The 20,105-nt window shown below is 45.6% G+C and carries 15 protein-coding genes; 3 read left to right on the forward strand and 12 right to left on the reverse strand.

The features are described from left to right. Positions 1–76 precede the first annotated feature (76 nt). From MHI14_RS18345 to MHI14_RS18375, 7 genes are all read right to left on the reverse strand, one after another. Complete coding sequence (locus MHI14_RS18345; RefSeq protein ID WP_341130970.1) at positions 77–535, reverse strand: VanZ family protein; 459 nt, start codon at positions 533–535, stop codon at positions 77–79. Between the two features lie 42 nt (positions 536–577). Further along, a complete protein-coding gene (locus MHI14_RS18350; RefSeq protein ID WP_341130971.1) occupies positions 578–1,447 on the reverse strand; it encodes an AraC family transcriptional regulator in 870 nt (289 codons plus the stop codon). 264 nt (positions 1,448–1,711) lie between these two features. Beyond that, positions 1,712–4,144 carry a glycogen/starch/alpha-glucan phosphorylase gene (locus MHI14_RS18355; protein WP_091031406.1) on the reverse strand — a complete coding sequence of 811 codons (2,433 nt, stop codon included), beginning with the start codon at positions 4,142–4,144 and terminating at the stop codon, positions 1,712–1,714. Positions 4,145–4,661: 517 nt separating this feature from the next. After that, a complete protein-coding gene (gene glgD / locus MHI14_RS18360; protein WP_091031408.1) occupies positions 4,662–5,765 on the reverse strand; it encodes a glucose-1-phosphate adenylyltransferase subunit GlgD in 1,104 nt (367 codons plus the stop codon). Positions 5,766–5,791: 26 nt separating this feature from the next. Then, the gene (locus tag MHI14_RS18365) at positions 5,792–6,961 is read right to left on the reverse strand and encodes a glucose-1-phosphate adenylyltransferase (RefSeq protein ID WP_091031411.1); all 1,170 of its coding nucleotides are present in this window, start codon (positions 6,959–6,961) and stop codon (positions 5,792–5,794) included. 569 nt (positions 6,962–7,530) lie between these two features. Next, complete coding sequence (locus MHI14_RS18370; RefSeq protein WP_150367542.1) at positions 7,531–8,682, reverse strand: iron-containing alcohol dehydrogenase; 1,152 nt, start codon at positions 8,680–8,682, stop codon at positions 7,531–7,533. A gap of 246 nt (positions 8,683–8,928) precedes the next feature. Continuing rightward, positions 8,929–10,623 (reverse strand): M3 family oligoendopeptidase, encoded by a 1,695-nt coding sequence (locus tag MHI14_RS18375; protein ID WP_076217123.1) that lies wholly within the window; start codon positions 10,621–10,623, stop codon positions 8,929–8,931. Between the two features lie 605 nt (positions 10,624–11,228). Here MHI14_RS18375 and MHI14_RS18380 point away from each other — a divergent pair. Further along, positions 11,229–11,984 (forward strand): hypothetical protein, encoded by a 756-nt coding sequence (locus MHI14_RS18380; protein ID WP_341130972.1) that lies wholly within the window; start codon positions 11,229–11,231, stop codon positions 11,982–11,984. A gap of 117 nt (positions 11,985–12,101) precedes the next feature. Continuing rightward, positions 12,102–12,314, forward strand: coding sequence for a hypothetical protein (locus MHI14_RS18385; protein ID WP_017688899.1), 213 nt, complete (start codon positions 12,102–12,104; stop codon positions 12,312–12,314). An 82-nt stretch (positions 12,315–12,396) separates the two neighbouring features. Here the strand turns inward: MHI14_RS18385 and MHI14_RS18390 are convergent, their stop codons facing one another. Next, positions 12,397–15,144 carry a PAS domain-containing hybrid sensor histidine kinase/response regulator gene (locus MHI14_RS18390; RefSeq protein ID WP_341130973.1) on the reverse strand — a complete coding sequence of 916 codons (2,748 nt, stop codon included), beginning with the start codon at positions 15,142–15,144 and terminating at the stop codon, positions 12,397–12,399. Between the two features lie 272 nt (positions 15,145–15,416). Here MHI14_RS18390 and MHI14_RS18395 point away from each other — a divergent pair, with 272 nt between their 5' ends. Then, positions 15,417–16,241: a protein-glutamine gamma-glutamyltransferase gene (locus MHI14_RS18395; RefSeq protein WP_341130974.1), complete on the forward strand. Its 825-nt coding sequence runs from the start codon at positions 15,417–15,419 to the stop codon at positions 16,239–16,241. A 183-nt stretch (positions 16,242–16,424) separates the two neighbouring features. Here the strand turns inward: MHI14_RS18395 and infC are convergent, their stop codons facing one another. The 4 genes from infC to MHI14_RS18415 form a co-directional block, all read right to left on the reverse strand. After that, positions 16,425–16,916: a translation initiation factor IF-3 gene (gene infC / locus MHI14_RS18400; protein ID WP_133384465.1), complete on the reverse strand. Its 492-nt coding sequence runs from the start codon at positions 16,914–16,916 to the stop codon at positions 16,425–16,427. A gap of 120 nt (positions 16,917–17,036) precedes the next feature. Further along, complete coding sequence (locus MHI14_RS18405) at positions 17,037–17,969, reverse strand: manganese-dependent inorganic pyrophosphatase (RefSeq protein ID WP_341130975.1); 933 nt, start codon at positions 17,967–17,969, stop codon at positions 17,037–17,039. Positions 17,970–18,225: 256 nt separating this feature from the next. Continuing rightward, a complete protein-coding gene (locus tag MHI14_RS18410; RefSeq protein WP_133384463.1) occupies positions 18,226–18,978 on the reverse strand; it encodes a metallophosphoesterase family protein in 753 nt (250 codons plus the stop codon). 99 nt (positions 18,979–19,077) lie between these two features. Beyond that, positions 19,078–20,085 carry an LLM class flavin-dependent oxidoreductase gene (locus MHI14_RS18415; protein WP_133384462.1) on the reverse strand — a complete coding sequence of 336 codons (1,008 nt, stop codon included), beginning with the start codon at positions 20,083–20,085 and terminating at the stop codon, positions 19,078–19,080. Positions 20,086–20,105: the final 20 nt, after the last annotated feature.

Here is a 20,105-nt window from a genome sequence, read left to right on the forward strand (position 1 = left end):
ATCCGAAATGATTCCCTTGTAAACATTTGAAAGGTATCTTATGCAAAAAGACCCGGTCATGACCACGATCTGCGGGTCAATTCCGAGTCCTTCTTCGTGAACATAAGATTAACTTAAATCCGGCGTAACCTATCCAGGCACCGATCGTGTTCAGAATAATGTCATCCACATCAAACGAACCTACACGTGTAATCAATTGTGTGACCTCAACACCCAGCAGAAGCAAAACAACTGTAGATGTAAAGGTCAGGAACGAACGACACCTCCGAAACAACCATGGGATCCAGATGCCCAGCGGAATGAACAATACGATATTGCCAAACAGGTTTTTGACCCAGGTATCTATATTGTACCTCTCCCTCTCCAACAGAAGTGGACGAATCGTCTCGAAGGGTACGAGATTATATTGATAATACATGCTAGGTGTTCGTCCACTGACAAACAGTAAAATGCCCATAATCAGTAGGTAAAGCACTGCCATGCAAGCAACAATGGTCAGCATCCACTTGGAGTGGAGCCACGACTTTTCGTTCATTCCATCAATCCTCCGACCTTGTTTTCCGCGAAGCGGTAAGGTCTATTTTAACGGGATATAGATCTTCATGTCCAATTGTTCAGGGGTCGATTTCCAGACATCCGTCACTTCAAAGTCCGGCCCTTCCCTCCGTTCATAGTTGGACTGCGGCAGCCAGCTGCCATAGATCATTTTCCGAATATCCTGCCCAGAGCCTTCCACGGTGAACTCTGCATACAAGCCGCCCGGAATTTCAATCGAAGTAAAACCGGGTTCAAGTGTCTGTGATGCTCCACTGCTTTCTTCACCCACAATAAAAGAAAATGCTCCATCCTCTTCAAAATGACAGGCCACACCGTAAGCCATATCAGGGCGTGTCCTCTCCGGGATCGCCATGAATCTCTGTTCCATGCCAAAATCATGATAAAATCCGGGGATTTCAGCATAATGTTGATTGTCATTCAGGTTGGTCTTATATTCATAGCCGACAATCCAGTTTGGTGCCAATGTGACCAGACGGGGTGTGTTCATGTGGAATGTTCCACCAATCTGGGTTCGATAATCGTTAAAATCAATGCTCTGTTGCATCTTCAGAAGAGACAACTGATCCACTTCCAGCTTGCGCAGCTTCGCGGGTGTCATTCCAAAATAGGCTGAAAATGCACGGGTAAATGCCTCCTGAGATTGATAGCCGAAGCTCATCGCAATGTCCAATATGCCTTCCGACGTGTCCCGCAGCATCCCTGCAGCTTCCGTTAATCTGCGTCTGCGCACATATTCCAGTACCGTTAATCCGGTGATCGCCTGGAATAAACGCTGAAAATGAAACGCCGAAAAGCTCGCAGCAGCAGACGTCTCTCTGATATTAAACTCATCTTGCAAATGCTGTTCCAGATACTCAATAGCAAGCTGAATTCGTGTGTAATGATCCATAGCGCCGAGTCCCCTATCTAATTCGAAATATCAAACGATTTCTTATGTAGTATGACTGAGATCCAGATCATTTTTTTGATTTTGTGTGCGAACTTGTATGATGAAAAATACGCGAGTTTCGCTTATCTTCAAGTTGAATGACACTATGATACACTGTATGCCAAAATCCCCTTGTTCTACAAGGAGATACTCTCTACTCTGGTTGATTTACCAGCAGAGATGTCTCTTGTGAACAAGGGGACTTGTTAGTCTAACAATCTATTCTTAACCTTTCCAGTTCCCGGACACGGGATGAATACCCCAGATATCTGTCGCATACTCACTAATGGTACGATCACTGGAGAATATGCCGGAATGTGCCGTGTTTAATATCGCTTTCCGAGTCCAGCCCGGAATATCCCGATACGCTTGGTCAATCGCAGCATGCGCATCTGCATAAGCAGCAAAATCACGCAAGACAAAGTATTCGTCACCATGGGCCAGCAAGGAGTCATAAATATCCCAGAACTCCCCGTCACGATAACAGAATGCACCTGGATGCACTAATTGCTCCACGACCTCGCGAATGCGTTCATCGTGCTGCACAATCTCATTCGGACGATAGCTGCCCGAACGATAGTACTCAAGCACTTCGTCTGCACGCAGACCATAAATGAACATATTTTCTTCTCCGACCTGCTCCGCCATCTCCACGTTGGCTCCATCCATCGTGCCAATCGTTAAAGCACCGTTCATCATAAATTTCATGTTGCCCGTACCGGAAGCTTCCTTGCCTGCGGTTGAGATCTGTTCACTAACATCCGCAGCGGGAATGATCTTCTCTGCAAGAGAGACGGAATAGTTTTCGAGGAAAAATACCTTCAAGCGGTCATTTACGGCCGCATCCCGATTCACTGTGTCAGCCACGGTGTTGATCAGCTTAATAATTTTCTTGGCAAAATAATAACTCGGCGCTGCCTTGGCACCAAAGATGAAGGTACGTGGCACCATATCAAACGAAGCATCATTCTTAAGCCGGTTATACAGATGCATGACATGCAGAATGTTCAACAGCTGACGTTTATACCCGTGCAGCCTCTTCACCTGTACATCAAAGATGGAATCCGGATTCACTGCTGTCCCGGTATGATCCAGAATATACGCAGCAAGCCGCTCTTTGTTATCCCGCTTAATTAAACGGAACTGCTCCTGGAATGATGTATTATCCGCAAAACCAGCCAACTGGTCCAGCTTGCCCGGCTCTGTTATCCATTCGTTACCGATTGTATCCGTAATCAGATCCGAAAGTTTCGGATTGGCATGCATCAACCAGCGGCGATGTGTAATACCATTCGTTTTGTTATTGAAACGCTCTGGATACAGCGCATAGAACGGAGCCATCTCGCGCTCTTTCAAAATCTCGGTATGCAATGCAGCAACACCATTCACGCTGTGACTGCCCACAATCGCCAGATGCGCCATCCGTACCTGATCGTTCGCAACAATCGCCAGATGCCCTATGCGATCCTGATCTCCCGGATACCGATCCAGCAGCATGCCACAAAAGCGTTTGTTGATCTCTTCAATGATCATGTAGATCCGTGGCAGCAGCCTGCTGATCATGGATACAGGCCATTTCTCAAGCGCCTCACTAAGCGTTGTATGATTGGTGTACGATACAGTACGCGTTGTGATATCCCATGCTTCATCCCAGCCATATCCCTTCACATCAATCAGGATGCGCATCAGTTCTGGAATAACCAAGGTTGGATGCGTGTCATTAATGTGGAAAGCCACTTTATCAGGCAAACGATCATACGGTAGCTCCAGCTTGTTGAACGTACGCAAGGCGCTCTGTACACCTGCTGAACACATGAAGTACTGCTGCTTCAATCGCAGCAGCTTTCCTTCGTACTGGGAATCATCCGGATACAGGAATTCCGAGATTGATTCAACCGAACGACTATAATCCAGATAACCGTAGTAGTTCGAAGGGGTGTCGAGTGAAGTCTCGCGCTTTGGCTCGGCACTCCAGAGTCGCAATGTATTTACATGGGTTTGACCATAACCAATGACAGGCACGTCATAGGGAATGGCGACAACCGATTCGGCATCTTTTGTAACAAACTGATATTCTCCATCCTGCTCATGAGCTTCTACCCGGCCCCAGAACTGTACTTCCACCTTTTTGTCTGGACGGCGGACTTCCCATTCATTGCCCTTATCCAGCCAATTGTCGGGTAACTCTACCTGATTACCATTGATGATTTTTTGCTCAAACAAACCGTATTTATAACGAATCCCGCAACCATGTCCTGCATATCGGAGTGATGCCAGTGAATCCAGGAAACAGGCAGCGAGTCGTCCCAGACCTCCGTTACCGAGTCCTGCATCCGCCTCCTGTTCTTCCACCTCTTCCAAGGAGAAACCCAGATCAGCCAGACTGTCACGCACCAATTCCAATTCATTTACATTCAGCAGATTGTTGCCGAGCAGACGTCCAATCAGGAATTCCAGCGAGAAGTAATAGACCTGTTTATCCTGGCGCTGCTTGAACCCCTGATTCGACGCTGCCCAATCCTGGCCTGCATATTCACGAATCATGCTTCCCAGTACGTGGTACACGTCTTCCTGTGTTGCTTCTTCAATCGGTTTGCCCAATTTGCTGACCAGATTCCGTGTAAATATACTCTTGAACGTTTCCTTGTTGTCAAACAAAAGTAGGTTCCTCCCGGGGAAATCCTGCAGGACGGTGGTGGTTCACACACTCAGTTCCTCAGCACTCTGCAAAGTGGCCGTTCCGGTCACGAATCGTTCTTCTGATCGCTGTTGTCTCCAAATTTTCTCAATTACCTATATACATTGAACTAAACCGTATTTACACTGGCCACTCCGATGACAGAATAACCTTCCGATCGCTGTTATCCCCAGATTTTTTGATTCCTTTTTCAATAGGGAAAATCCGGGGATAAAGGCGCACGCTGCACTTCTTCAGGTTCTTTCTGTCCTCTCCGTTTTGTGTAAATGTTTAAGTTGAATTTATATAGTACAAGGTTGAAATTTGGAGACAGTCTATGCTCCTTCAGAATCGATTTCGTCCCCTCCACTACGTTTGCATGTTAGTGAGAACTTTCGAAGATGCAATTCTTGCATCGAATGTGTATGAACCTTAAATCCATCCTACAGGATTTTTATTTTATATATATTTATAGAAGATATCGGTTACGTGTGGGCATTAGATAATAGTACTTTTCGCTAAAATGTATGGATTCGACGGGTCACCGATCAGTGTCTGTCCTCCGGTCAGCCTCACGTCTTTATCGAGAATGACATTCTCAAGGACCGTCCCCTCACCAATGTAACATTTCTGCATGATGATGGAACCTTTTATTTTGGCACCCTTGGCCACCTGTACACCACGGAACAGAATGCTGTCCTCCACCTCTCCACCAACAATGCAGCCATTCGCGAGAAGTGAATGTTTAACATCGGCGGTATCCAGGTATTTGGCAGGCGCTTCGTATTTAATTTTGGTCTGGATTGGATCTTCCTTGAACAGTTGTTCATATTGCCCTGTGTTCAGCAGATCCATACTGTTGCGATAATAACTGTCAATGGAATTGATGACTGCGTGATAGCCATCATATGCATAGGCAGCGATATTCAATCCATCCGGATTTTTTTGAATCACATCCCGGAAGAAATGACTCTCGCCATGATCAATGCAGCGTTGCACCTGGCGCAAGAACAATTCTTTTTCCATAATGAAAATTTCTGTATATATATTCGGGTGATTAGCGCTTTGGTGAATGTCCACCACGTTACCGTCCCCGTCATGGTCAACTTTGACACAGGCGTCATGCTCAGGCAGCAGCTGATCTACCTTTTTGCAGACCAGTGTAACGTCCGCTCCTTTACTGATGTGATACCTGTAGACATCCTGGAGGTCTGCTTTGGTCACATGGCGACTGCCCGCATGCACAACATATTGTCCTGCCCCTCTATGGAAAAAGTCCAAATTGTTATGGAAATGCTGCAAGTCCCCCTGTGATGTATCTGTTGGATCATTCCAGTCTGGTGGCAAAATAAACATACCCCCATGTTTGCGATCCAAATCCCAAGGCTTACCATCACCAAGATGGTCCATCAACGAGCGATATTTTCGCCGTACAAATACACCAATACTCTCAATGCCTGCATTCATCATATTGGATAGAACAAAATCGATCAGACGGTAACGCCCGGCATATGGCACCGCGGCTCCGCAGCGAAAATACGTCAATTCCTTCAATTCTTCAAGTTCATGGTCAAGGTTAATAACTCCGATCAATGGTTTCATCGCATGCACCGTCCTTTTGACTTCAATTAGGCCTTGCTGGTTATTCCTTGGCGAAGCTGACGTTCCAATTCTTCCTGATCCACGAGCAATATATCACTCTCATCTCCCGGTGCAGGCGAAATCTGTGTTCCATCAGGAATAACCAATCCTTCTGCGATAATAGCTCGGTAAATGCGCACATTTTGCCCGATTTTCACTTTTGGCATGATCACCGAATCGATGACAGCACTGTTCTCACCAACTTCAATTCCGTAGAACAGAACAGAATGATTGACCTCACCATGCACTACAGTGCCTTCACTAATAATACAATTCCGTACCTTGCCCGAAGGTGAGATATATTGTGCAGGTTGGTTCGGATTGCGTGTGAAAATACGCCAGTCCGGATCATTGAGATTAAATGGTGTGTCTTCGTCCAACAGGTCCATATTGGATTCCCACAGACTGCGAATGGTACCAACGTCTTTCCAATAACCTTCGAATGGATATGCATATAAGGATTTTTCGTTTTCAAGCAATAAAGGAATAATATCTTTACCAAAATCATAGGAGGTGGATGCCTGTTGTTCATCCTGGATCAGGAAACGTTTCAGTACATCCCACTTGAAGAGATAGATACCCATGGAAGCTAGTGTGCTCTTGGGCTCAGGAGGTTTTTCTTCAAATTCATAGATGCTATAGTCATCGTTGGTGTTCAGCACCCCAAATCGGCTGGCTTCTTCCAATGAGACATCGATGACCGATATGGTGCAATCCGCATCTTTTTCTTTGTGATACTGGAGCATTTTTTCATAGTCCATCTTATAGATATGATCCCCTGACAGAATGAGCACATGCTCAGGATCGAATTGTTCAATAAAGTTCAGGTTGCGGAAGATCGCATCCGCTGTACCCCGGTACCAGTTGCTACCGTCTTCACGTTCATGTGGAGGAAGTACATATACCCCGCCGTTTTTCCGATCCAGATCCCAGTCACTGCCAATGCCAATATAGGAATGTAAGACAAGTGGTTCATATTGAGTTAATACACCCACTGTATCAATACCAGAATTAGAGCAGTTACTCAGCGGAAAATCAATGATTCGGTACGTGCCCCCAAAATATACAGCTGGCTTAGCCAGTGATTTGGTCAATCCTTTTAACCTCTTACCTTGCCCTCCGGCAAGTAGCATCGCTACAACTTCTTTTTTCGCCATCATTACAGCCTCCTCCACGTGCATTCGTTCTGATTCATTTCAGAGCCCATAATCGATATTCTGTTGTGTGGACACTGTTGTCTTGATTAGGAGCATGCTGTACAGATGTGTAACTGGATGAATCTTGTTGCAGTTGAACTTCTTGGATTGTAAAGCCTGAAATAGAGATGATTCTGGTGTAGAATTGCCTTGATTGTCTTACAGAGGTGAATGTTAGATGCAGAACTTCAGGTGTAGCTCGTGCAAATGAAATAGACTACTCCTATTTAACATTAAACACGAAACGGACTGGGGAATCTTACTGGAAAACATCGACATCAAGTTTTGGGTGAGATTACCCTTTCTCGTGCCGCTGTTATTTATATTGTATTCGATAATAGAGAAGCAAAATCCTTTAGTTTTTGTGCAATCATTAAGTGGAAAAATAAGTAAAAATCATGAGTTCACATGACAAAAAAGCCGACTTTCGATCCCGGCTCATTTTGTCTGTTATTTTTTGGCCCCTGCTTGGTCCATGATGCTCTAGCTTCAACAGGATCGTACTTTGGTGTATCCGTTTCTGAATCAGTCTATATAATTTTGCGGAACAGCTCCATCACTTCATCCTTGGACGGTTGATAGGGATTGCCTGGTGCACAGGCATCTTTCATCGCGTTATCGGCAAGTAGTTCCACATCGGGATCTTTTACACCCAGTTCAGACAGTTTCTCAGGGATCCCAACTTCCTTTGATAGCTGACGGATGGCCTCAATGACGTAATCGGAACACTCCTCATCACTTCTACCCTTCACATCCATACCAATTGCCTTAGCAATATGACGGAATTTGCCGGGTACATGCTTGGCGTTTAACTCTTCCACATAGGGGAGTAACATTGCGTTACAGACACCGTGCGGCAGATCATATACGCCACCCAGTTGATGTGCCATCGCATGGACATAACCCAGGCCCGCATTATTAAAAGCAATCCCGCCAAGGAAACACGCATACGTCATATGTTCCCGCGCTTCCAGATCACTGCCGTCTCTCACGGCTCTTGGCAAATATTCAAAGATCAGTTCAACAGCTGCTGCAGCTGTCGCACTTGTCACTGTAAATCCACCCGGTGTAACCATCGCTTCCACGGCATGGGTCAACGCATCCATTCCTGTGGCCGCTGTGAGACTTGCAGGTTTGCTGAGCATCAGCTCCGGATCATTAACCGACAGGGAGACCAGACTATTGCGGTCCACCATCACCATCTTCACTTTACGTTCCTCATCTGTAATCACGTAGTTTATTGTCACCTCGCTCGATGTGCCAGCCGTTGTGTTAACAGCCACAAGTGGCACGGACTTATGTTTCGATTGATGAAATCCTTCATATTCACGGATATGCCCACCGTTGGTAGCTACAATGCCAATGCCTTTGGCAGCATCCTGCGGTGAACCTCCGCCTATCGATATAATGGCGTCACAGCCATGATCCTGGAATACTTGAAGTCCATCATGTACATTCTGACATGTTGGATTAGCCTGAACCTCATCATATACTACATAGTCTAACCCTGATTTTCTTAATATAGACAGTACCTGTTCAGCAACGCCTGAAGTAATCAACTGACGATCACTTACAACCAGCGCCTTGCGGATACCCATCTGTTCAATCATCTGACCTGCTTCCTGTAAACATCCTCTACCCATCAAGTTCACGGGCGGAACATAATATGCATGTGTTGCCATTTGAACCAGCCTCCTGTAACCCCTGATTTACTATCTCCATTGTAACTGAATCCGTTTTCATATATAGTGAAATAAATCACAATAAGTCCGATAAATGTTACACTTGAGGTTGATTTTTACCCATAATGAAAAAGACGACCCAGACACCCGAAGGTCTCCAAGCCGTCTTACTTATCTATCTTAAAGCTTTATCCAGTGCTTATACCTTACCGAAGGTACTTTCACTAAAAGCATCCTTACGAAGGTTTACAGCGCCTTATCGTTCACGCCGTCAAGCCATGCCTCAATATCGCCAATTACGGAGGATACACAGCCATCCTCGAATGGAGAGTTCAATCCAGCCAGTTCGACTAATCCGGTGAAGGACAGGCTTCCTCCCGCTTTGCACAATGTCAGATAGTCGGCCCATGCGGACTTCATGTCCTCATTGCTGCGTTTCCAGAACTGGAATGCACAGATTTGTGCCAACGTGTAGTCAATGTAGTAGAACGGCGATGAGAAAATGTGACCTTGCTTATGCCAGAAACCACCCTGCTCCAGATACGCATTATCTTTGTAATTGATGTGTGGCAGATAGGTCTTCTCAATGTTGCGCCATGCCTGCTTACGCTCCGTTGGTGTTGCATCCGGGTTCGCATACACAAAATGCTGGAATTCATCCACGGCTACGCCATACGGAATGAACAACAGACCAGAAGACAGGTGATCAAACTTGTACTTGTCCGTATCTTCCTTGAAGAACAACTGCATCCACGGCCATGTGAAGAACTCCATACTCATGGAATGAATTTCAGCCGATTCATATGTCGGCCAGTTGTATTCAGGCACTGCAAAATCACGGCTCTCATACACTTGGAAAGCATGACCTGCTTCATGTGTCAATACATCAATATCACCGGATGTACCGTTGAAGTTGGAGAAGATAAACGGCACTTTGTAATCGTTCAGGAACGTACAATATCCGCCGCCCTGTTTACCTTTTTTGCTTACCAGATCCATAAGCTCGTTTTCGGTCATCATTTGGAAAAAGGCATCCGTCTCTGGTGATAATTCAGCGTACATTTTTTTTCCATTATCAATAATCCAGTCCGCGTCACCTTTAGGTGTCGGGTTACCCGTCTTGAAGCTGAAGCCCTGATCGTAATAATACAGTGTATCCACATCAATCCGATTACGCTGACGCTCTCTGAGCTTGGTCGCCACAGGTACGATATAATCACGAACTTGTGCACGGAAGTTGGCAACCATCTCTGCGTTGTAATCCGTGCGGTTCATACGATCATAGCCGAGTTCCACATAGCTTGGATAACCCAGTTTCTTCGCAATCTGTGTACGTACTTTAACCAGTTCATCATAAATGCGATCGAATTCAGCTTCATGTTCAGCCATGAAAGTGTATCTGGCCTCCGAAGCACGCTCCCGCATGGAGCGATCCGTGGACAGTTCAAATGGATGAAGCTGTGGCAATGTGCGCTCTTCACCTTCGAACGGAATTTTGGCGGATGCGATCAACTGATTGTATTCTGTGGAAAGTTTGTTCTCCTTCTGGAGTTCTTCAATAATTTCCGGGCTGAATGTTTTTAATGAAAGATCCGCCAGCTGGAACAGCTGTGAACCCCATTTTTGTTCCAACTCATTGCGGAATTTCGAGTTAACCAATGCACGGTAAAAATCCGTGATGTATTCCTGTACAATTGGTGCATTCTCATCCAGAAATTCGTTCTCCGCCTTGTAAAACTCATCATTGGTATCAATGGAATGACGGATGTAGACCAATTGGGCTTGTGTCTCAAAATCACTGCGCAGCGCGTTAATCTGATCCATGAACCCACTCTGTTCTTCAACCGTTGCCGCAGCTTCAAAACCGCTCAACAGCTCACGGAAAGATGTCTTGATGTGCTCCAGATTCGGACGTGTATACGTATACTCACTAAATTTCATTTATGTACACCCTTTCCTGTTTGGCAGAATTTCGGGAGGATCCCGAGTTAAACTACCCCCTATTATACAAAAGAGCAGCTAAAAAATCCCATCTTTACGAAAAATATTTGTCCATCGGTCAAATTGTGCAACATGAATGGTTACATATATTACTTACTTATGTAAGGTCAGTGCCTCAAAATTTTCCCAACACAAATAAGCCCGCCTCGCGTTAGCGAAGCCAGCTTATAGGTTGTCTCTCTTCTTTTCACATTTAAACAATACTAGCTTTGGTCTTTATCCATAATCTGATAGAACCAGCCCATTCCGACCATGCCCACGACCATAATAACAGCCATAATAATGATATATGTCATGAATGTAACCTCCCTGCTTCCGTATATTCATCACACTACTACTAGTGTACACGGTGAAGCGCCGTTTGAATTGACCGAACATTGACAAAAATACGAAATCTTTAATTTTAATAAATGGATTATTTCCCCGATCACACTAAATCATACGTACCTCATTGCACGGTTCAAAGTTTCATCCGCCATGCTTACGGTGTATACTATACTTCTATGAAATGGAATTTGGATTTTTACGCAGAAAGGTTGAAAGACATGTCAACTCGCATCCCCGTACGTCAGTTATTTCTTACTGTTTTATTAGCCCTTATGTTATGTATTTTATCCGCCTGTGCTGATGGAGAAGCCCATCTAACGGTGAATATGGATGGATCAACGGATCTGGATCTCAATCTCAACGTAAAGAACTCCGCTCTTGGAAAAATTGGACAAGACAATCTTATGCCTCTGATCGCAGATGCATTGAATCGAAATAACTTCCAGGCAGAGGTTTCGGAACAGGGAGATCAGAAGCAGCTCACAGCGACCACCCATTATGAAAAAAGCAATAAAACCAGCTTTGATACGTCCAAGTTACCACAAGGGATCAAGGTTGAACAATCAACTTCACCCGGCTTCTTCACTTCCAAGATGCACATTACAGCAGAAGCCGATCTCATGGAGTCCATGCCCGATGGTGAGATCAAAAATCAAATTAACAAGGTGCCTAGCTTTCTTAAAAACCTCTTGTTAAAAGATGTTAACTTTGACTTTAAGTTGTCTTTGCCCATCAAGGCAGCCGATTCCAATGCAGATCAGGTGGAGGATGGCGGAAAAACGCTCATTTGGCACGTTTCACCCCTCCAGATGAATAAACTGGATCTGACTGTACAGGTTCCCAATATCCGGAATATCATCATAATTGCAGTCATTGGTCTATTATTTATCGCTGCTCTGCTCATTTGGTTTTTTGTTCGTCGCAGACGGGCCAGACAGCGCCAAAGTGCAAGATCACATCGCGGAAAAAATTAATTCTTCACACCAATTTTATTTGTGACTTGCCAAACGGTGTTATGGATAGTAGAATACATCCGTACTGTGTGAACGGTTAATTTTTTATTAAGCAAAGCTAAAGAGGTGACAGGTTTCATGAATATCCGCGAATGCCCACTACCTGGTATCGGAGTTAAGTACCAGTTTGATACAAAGGGCGGCCATCAGTTAGTCATTATTGTGCATGAGGACGGACGCCGTGAATTATTCTCCGTTGATCCACAAGACAACGAAGAACTCACTCTGATTGCAGATTTGGAAGATGACGAATGTGTGACTCTCTCCGGTTTAATCGGAGGCTGGTCCTGATTTTTGTTGTCGGTGCCAACTAATTTGAGTAAATGACAGAATAACCTGTACCTTGAATTTCAAGGCGCAGGTTATTTTTCCGTTACGTTACCCTTTGAGAGCGAATATATGGAACCCATGTATTCAGTACGCGGCTAATCTCCGTGGAATGAAACGGTTTGCTGATAAAGTCCTGCATCCCGCATTTCAGACACTCCTCACGGTCACCGGCGCCTGCAAAAGCTGTAATCGCTGCAATAACCGGTATGTCTGGGTGGCTCTGTCTGATGTGGCAGGTCGCTTCAATCCCATCCATAACTGGCATTTGAATATCCATAAACACCAGGTCATATTGAACCTTGTTCAATGAATCGACGGCCTGTGCCCCATTCTCAACGATATCACACACTCCGCCAAACTTGCGCAGCATCTCCTCCAACAGATGACTGTTGACCGCTTGATCCTCAGCAATCAAAATTTTGATGTCATGGGCAAGACTAGCTCGATCCAATTGCAATTCATCATTCGTGGTGATATCGATCGGGTCATTACTTTCCTCTAACCACCGCTCCACTACGAGGGTGAACTGGAATTCTGCCCCCTCACCGATCTCACTCTGTACGCCAATCGCTCCGCCCATTAACTCCACCAGTTTTTTGCTGATCGCAAGGCCTAGACCTGTCCCGCCAAACTTACGATTGATGGCCGGATCAAGCTGTGAGAAGGATTGGAACAATTGATGCTGCTTTTCTATTGGAATGCCGATCCCTGTATCTCTCACCTTAAAGGTCAACATCAGGTTATCCTGACCATGCTCATCTGAGAAATCAGCACCTACGCTTACCATAATGCGGCCCTGCTCTGTGAATTTAACGGCATTACCCACTAGATTAATCAAAATCTGCCGGATTCGTGTCTCATCCCCTCTAATGCGTTCAGGAATGTGATCCGACACTTCATAATAGAGTTCAATATTTTTCTCTGATGCCTTCAGTGCAAACAGCTCGATCACCCCACCCAACATCGCCTTAATATCTACAGGTGCGCGCTCAAGATCCATTTTGCCTGCTTCGATTTTGCTGAAATCCAAAATTTCGTTCAAAATGTACAAAAGGGATTCGCCGCTATCAATCATGATTTCCGCAAAACCTTTCTGTTCATCATCCAGCTCGGTTTCCATTAACAGATGGGCCATGCCCATGATGCCGTTTAATGGCGTACGAAGCTCATGACTCATGATGGCGAGAAACTCAGACTTTGCCCGGTCTGCATGCTCTGCTGCTTCCTTGGCACGTATGATGTCCTTAACAGATGTCATATCACGGAAAACCAACACTGCCCCGCGGGTTCTACCCTGATCCATAATCGGCTTCAATTGGAACTCCGCCAGGAAACTGGATCCATCCTGTCTCCAGAATACGGATTCCGTACGCGGCAGACCTCGTCCCTCACGAACAGCCTGTAGAATTGGTGTATCCTTGGATGGGTAGGGGATGCCTTCGCTCTGCATTTGGATCATCATCTGGTCAAGGGGCTTGCCATTCATTTCACTTGGACAGAAGTTCATGATCTCCGCAGCGGCTGGATTGGCAAAGTTCAGATTCCCATCCAGGTCCAGTCCGATAACACCCTCAGACATGCCATTCAAAATCAATGCCCGTTCATAACTAAGATTCTCGATTTCCTCGACGTAACGTTTGGACTCTGTAATGTCACTGGTAATCCCGTAGACCCCGACAACTTTGTCCTCAAGTATAATAGGAACATTAATCACATTTGTTTCAATTCGCTGCCCATTTTTGTGAATTAAGCCTATCTCGTAGCTCTGTGCATTGCCCTTCACCGTTTCCTCAAAATGATATCGAGTCTTCTCCAGATCCACAGGATCAATGAGGTGATCAAAAGGCCGACTCAGCAACTCCTCCTTGGTGTGTCCTGTCAACTGTTCCTGACCCATATTGGCTTTCAGCAGATTGCCTTCCAGATCAAGAGAAGCCACACCTAGGGGATTACAGTCAAATAACGATCTGTACTCCTGCATGCTTAACTGTTGTTGCTGGCTGGCAGTGATATCCCGGGTTACAGCGACGAGCTCTATCAGTTCACCTGCACTGTCATAAACATAATGTGTAATGGTATCTGCCCACACCGTAGATCCATCCTTATGTAAAAGACGATAATTGATTCGTTTGGGAGCCAGACCCTTTCTCTGCTCTTCCACGTACGCTTCAACCATAGGCACATCCTCCGGATAGATAACAAATGTTCCCGGCTTACCTATAATTTCTTCTGGCTCATAGCCCAACATGCTCTTACATGCATTCGATACATATTTAAATGTACGACTAGAATCGGCATCATGTATTGCAATCAGATCTAATGAAGACTCCGCCAGCAGGCGAGAGATACGACTGCTCTCTTCCAATTGCTTACGTTGCACGATGAGTATTTCCTCTGCATCTTTTTGTTTCGTAATATCAGCAGCTTGTACCAGCAAATACAAGGGCTCACCATTCGTTTCATCCCTAACAATGCAAGCTCTAAGGGTTGACCATAATAACGAACCGTCCTTTCGTTTCAGACGAACCTCCGTCTCGTACATCGGACTTGTTTCATGGGTCATTTCCCAAAACTTGCTGCGGAATTCCTCCATATGCAGATCTTCTTCGTAGATCATATGTATGACCGAAGTATCGATCAGTTCATCTTCACTGTATGCAAGCATCTCGCAAAATGCAGGATTAAGCTGCAACCACCGTCCATTTACATGCGATGCGACAGCAATGCCGATTGGTGCGTGCGTATACAATTGTTCGAACAGAGATCGGCTCTCTGTAATGGATTTCGACATTACATGTCCTCCTTTATGAGAATTCGAATGTATTCCGTATGAATAGATCGACCTGAACATAACTTCATCTATAGAGTACTACCCCAAATGCCATGATTGATAAACGAGATCGGACAAAATCCCTGCATGAAGCGACATTTTTAATTTTGAATGCTGACAACTTTCATTGTGTACATACCAATTCGAACACATCACGTCATATACTACACAATACCCGTGCTCTCCCGATTATACAATGTTGAATATTCGAATAGGAACGGAGGTTATGGATCATGATCATTGTTGCTAATCACCCCGCCCAGCTGAACCGCTCGGAATGGTCTGCTTTTGAATGGCATTGGTTACAGCAACTCCAGAATCGGCCTACAAGGTATGTGTACCAATCCATGGATCATCTTCGTTTTGAGTGGGACTTGAGGGGCTCTCTCGTGGATGCAGCGGAAGGATTGGATCGAAGCGGTGTGAGTTTTGCATCCTTTGAAAAATCCAGATGTAATCCTGCCTACTGGAATCGTAATGCGGAAGGTGGGTTCGAGCTAAGATCAAACGTGACACCCGCCGACGGTATCCGGGATATCTGGAGGAATGGACACTTATATGCCTTTGAATGTGCAACAGCTACCGTTATTGTGCTGTATGGTGGCGTGCTGGGAAGCATTCGCGAAGACGCCTTTAATTCCCTGTTTCGAAATCTGTTACTCTTCGACTGGCATTATGACAGTGACCTGCGATTAACCGAAAAAAACGGTAGCGAAACCGCCCTGCCAGGAGATGTGCTGTATTTCAAAAATCCGGATGTTTCTCCGGAAACCCCCGAGTGGCAGGGAGAAAATACGTTCATGCTGCGTGAGAACTGGTATTATGGTCATGGCATTGGTATTGCACGCGGCGAAGAAATTATACGTACCCTGAACCAGTTCCGCGTTCCAGGTAGCCGGGTCTCCGCCTACTTAATGGATATGGTGATCTATCCGGACTTCTTTTATTTATCCCGATTCGCCAAAAACAGCCAGAATAATATGGCCGCTGGTTCCACGCCTGTATTACCTGGGCAGTTATATGTACGTCTTGGTGGCAGCCGTTATTTACGCAGCTGAACTACTGGAACAGAAACGGCTTTTGCATTAAATTGGACGACACCTCAATCCAAGTGATGACAAACAAGCCCAATACAGCAGCAGTTAACCTGCCACCTCATTGGGCTTTCTTTACATCCAAAAAATCATTACTGTATCGACATTCGTTACCTTTGTGCTACATCGAGGATCGCTCCTGGCAGTTTAAGCAATCGGGTCCAGTTGCACAACAACCTGTTTACCACTTACCTGAACCCCCGTTGTTTTGCTACCGAATTCAGCCAGCGATTTACTCAGTTGCTCTGCCCATTCTTTCCCTGCAACTCCTTCTTTGGCTCCGTGCACCTGGATGACGAGTTTAACCGAATCACCCTTCTTCAGGATGCGTTCCGCCTGAGACTGCTTCGTATCCCGGTCATGATCCTCCATACCAAGGTTCAAGCGAATTTCCTTTACTTTACGTTTATCGGGAGATTTACTCGCTTTTTTCTTCGCCTGCTGCGCTTCTGCTTTGGCGGCTCCAGCTGCAATCAGCTTGCAAGGCGGTGGACTCGTCATCAAGGACAAGCACACCAGATCTACTTTATGCTGCTTCGCAAGTTGAAGTGCTTCCTGCGTGGACATCACACCCAGATCTTCACCATTCAGGCCGGTCAGCTGCACTTCGGCTGCTTTGATCTTTTCATTTTTGATCATGATTCTTCCTCCTCTACATCAAAAGCCTGTCCTGACCATTTACGGATCAGAGCAGGCTGGGATGGTGTTGCTAGTTATTTGTAATACATATCAGAGTATGAATACGCTAATCCGTCTGATTTACAGCGTGTTGAATGCTTCCGTCAGAACCGGTACGATTTGTGATTTGCGTGATACTACGCCTTTCAAGATAGCTCTGCTATCAGACAGCGTCACATTGTAGGCTTTCTCCACTGCTTTAGTGGATGTACCATATGCCAAAGCTACGGAATCGTTATTCAGAATGTCTGTTACGACAAATACGAACAGGTCGAGACCTTTACTCGAAATAATCGCTTCAATAGCTGCTGCAAGCTCAGGTTGCTTCACGAGAACATCATTCACGTCAACGGCATTAACCTGTGCAATTTCCACTTTGGATTGACCCATTACAAATTCTTTTGCATCCAGGGAGATTAGTTCAGCAATTGTTTTTTGGCTCAGATCCGCGCCGGCTTTCAGCATGTCCAGACCATAGCTGTCTGCATCTACACCAGCAATGGCAGCCAGTTCACGCGCAGCGGCTACGTCTTGCTCTGTGCAAGTCGGGGATTTGAACAACAGGGAATCGGAGATAATGGCAGACAGCATCAGACCAGCAATCGGCGCACTCACTTCGATATCATTTTCTTTGTACATTTTATTCAAAATGGTTGCTGTACAACCTACAGGCTCTGCACGGAAATACAGAGGTCCACTTGTCTCAAAGTTAGCAATACGGTGATGGTCAATAACTTCAACGACAGTCACTTCCTCAATATCGCTTACACTTTGCTGACGCTCGTTGTGGTCAACCAGAATGACTTTGTTTACTTCATTTGCAGCTGTTTTAATCAGACGTGGTGCTGCAATTTTGAATTGATCCAGTGCAAACTGGGTTTCACCATTGACTTCGCCGAGACGAACAGCTTCAACGTCCTGACCCAATTTTGTTTTCAGATCCGCATAGGCGATTGCCGAACAGATCGTATCCGTGTCGGGATTTTTGTGACCGAAGATTAACGCTTTCTCCATATTTATAGCCCTCCGTCAATTCTCATTTAGAATAATACATGTCATATTTTAATCATACCCTACTGATTATAGCGCTAATAAGGCTTAATTCCAATCCTTTTACAGCGAATTGATTGCAAATCATTCTCAGGTAAGTCATTTTGGAAAATAGCCAAACTTGGTTCATTCCCCTCAAGTCGATATGATATGTATCGTATTTATTCATCGTACAACCTTATAAAATTAGCATACGAAACCCTGATACGCAACGAAAACATTAAATCTCAGGCTCTTCCGCGCTCTGCCCTTGTCGTACAAAAAAGGCCTGTAGACTGCCGTCTTCGCTAATCTCCAGCAGGTTCAATTGCGCTCCGTAGGCACAACCACCGTCAATGCCAATTTTGTCTCCGCTCGGGTCAAACCAAATGCCTGTCTCATCATGCAAATGCTTCACGGGGGTGTGGCCAAATACGACCGTTTCTCTAATCGTCGTTGGTCTGGAATAGAATGATTCACGAATCCAAATGAAGTCCCGCTCGGACTGGTTTCTCCAATCCTCAATGTCAGGGTTGATCCCGGCATGCACAAAAATATAACCCGGAATCTCGTACACCAGCGGAAGCTGTTCCAGAAAACGAAGATGGTGTTCATAGTGTGTACGTATCCACTTTTTGGCTTCAGTATAAGCTTCCCAATCTATCTGTTGCTCATCATAAGTAAGCTCCAGATCCAGATAACTTGCCATCGTCTGTAGTCCACCATTACGAATCCAGTGTTGATCATATTGCTCAACATCCTGGGTAAGCGCCTTCACCATCATGGCATCATGATTGCCTTTGATCACCATAATATGGTGCTGTTGCTGAAGCTGCATGATCTGTTCGATGACCTGTTTGCTGCTTGGACCGCGATCCACATAATCACCAAGTAAAATCAATTCATCCTGCTGCGGATTATAATCTGCAAGCTTAAGCAGTGCATTAAATTCATCGTAACAGCCATGAATATCACTAATGACACATCTGCGCATGTGAATCTCTCCTCTCCCTGATCACGCAAGAGTATAACCGGAACCTTGCATGAGCAAGATTCCAGTCTGTTTAGAGTAGTTATTCCCGCTTGCTTACCATTAGTCCTGCTTGAGTCCAAAGGCTTCTGCAATCAAGCCAAATGAGCGCATACGTGCTTCAAACGAATGAACCGCTGATGCAATAATGACTTCATCTGCTTCATGGCGTTCTGCCATTGCGGTAATTTTGTCTTTCACCTGATCTGGTGTTCCCACGATGGAAAAAGAACGACGTTGACGGATCTGTTCCATCTCCATCGCTGTGTATGGATAGTTGTTCACCGTCTCCAGAGATGGGAAGGAACTTTGTTCAAGACCTCGTCCAAGGCGTAAGAAGAAAAGTTCATTGCTGCGCGCAAGTTCAGCCGCTTCTTCCTCTGTCTCCGCGCAGAATGCCGAGACAGCAATCATTGAATGTGGTTTGTCATTCAGGATGGACGGCTTGAAATGTCTGCGGTAATGTTTCATCGCTTCTTCGCCGCCTGGTGTTCCGAAGAATTGGGCAAACGCATACGATGTCCCTTGTGCCGCAGCAATTCTTGCACCTTCGGAGCTGGAACCCAGCAACCACACTTCGGGTACCGTGGGAACCGATGGTCCGGCTACCAGAGATGCAAACCGATGATCCTCAGGCAACTGCTCGTGGAAGTATCCGCCCAGATCCGTGATCTGTTGCGGAAAGAATTGTACATTCGATGATTTGCCTTCATTCAGCGCTCTGCTGGCAATTGGCATGCCTCCCGGTGCTCTGCCAATCCCAAGGTCAATCCGTCCCGGATGCAGAGCTTCCAGCAGACGGAAATTCTCTGCAACCTTATAGGCACTATAGTGAGGTAACATAACGCCACCGGAACCTACGCGAATTCGATCCGTATGTGCAGCCACATGTGCAATCATAACTTCAGGACTGGAGAAAGACAGCGCACCACTACCGTGATGCTCCGACATCCAGAAGCGGGAGTACCCCAATTGATCCGCATGTTGTGCGAGTTTCACCGTTTCCTGCAACGTATCCTGTACACTTCGTCCTTCGTTGATATGTCCATGTTCGAGTACACTCAGTTTCATATATATTCAATCCTCTCGTC

The sequence above is a fragment of the Paenibacillus sp. FSL K6-2393 genome (assembly GCF_038002545.1).
Taxonomy (GTDB): Bacteria; Bacillota; Bacilli; order Paenibacillales; family Paenibacillaceae; genus Paenibacillus.

Coding starts and splice junctions, on each gene's coding strand:
- MHI14_RS18345 (WP_341130970.1), bottom strand. CDS start 535: ATGAACGAAAAGTCGTGGCTCCACTCCAAGTGGATGCTGACCATTGTT.
- MHI14_RS18350 (WP_341130971.1), bottom strand. CDS start 1,447: ATGGATCATTACACACGAATTCAGCTTGCTATTGAGTATCTGGAACAG.
- glgD (WP_091031408.1), bottom strand. CDS start 5,765: ATGAAACCATTGATCGGAGTTATTAACCTTGACCATGAACTTGAAGAA.
- MHI14_RS18365 (WP_091031411.1), bottom strand. CDS start 6,961: ATGGCGAAAAAAGAAGTTGTAGCGATGCTACTTGCCGGAGGGCAAGGT.
- MHI14_RS18370 (WP_150367542.1), bottom strand. CDS start 8,682: ATGGCAACACATGCATATTATGTTCCGCCCGTGAACTTGATGGGTAGA.
- MHI14_RS18375 (WP_076217123.1), bottom strand. CDS start 10,623: ATGAAATTTAGTGAGTATACGTATACACGTCCGAATCTGGAGCACATC.
- MHI14_RS18380 (WP_341130972.1), top strand. CDS start 11,229: ATGTCAACTCGCATCCCCGTACGTCAGTTATTTCTTACTGTTTTATTA.
- MHI14_RS18385 (WP_017688899.1), top strand. CDS start 12,102: ATGAATATCCGCGAATGCCCACTACCTGGTATCGGAGTTAAGTACCAG.
- MHI14_RS18390 (WP_341130973.1), bottom strand. CDS start 15,144: ATGTCGAAATCCATTACAGAGAGCCGATCTCTGTTCGAACAATTGTAT.
- MHI14_RS18395 (WP_341130974.1), top strand. CDS start 15,417: ATGATCATTGTTGCTAATCACCCCGCCCAGCTGAACCGCTCGGAATGG.
- infC (WP_133384465.1), bottom strand. CDS start 16,916: ATGATCAAAAATGAAAAGATCAAAGCAGCCGAAGTGCAGCTGACCGGC.
- MHI14_RS18405 (WP_341130975.1), bottom strand. CDS start 17,969: ATGGAGAAAGCGTTAATCTTCGGTCACAAAAATCCCGACACGGATACG.
- MHI14_RS18410 (WP_133384463.1), bottom strand. CDS start 18,978: ATGCGCAGATGTGTCATTAGTGATATTCATGGCTGTTACGATGAATTT.
- MHI14_RS18415 (WP_133384462.1), bottom strand. CDS start 20,085: ATGAAACTGAGTGTACTCGAACATGGACATATCAACGAAGGACGAAGT.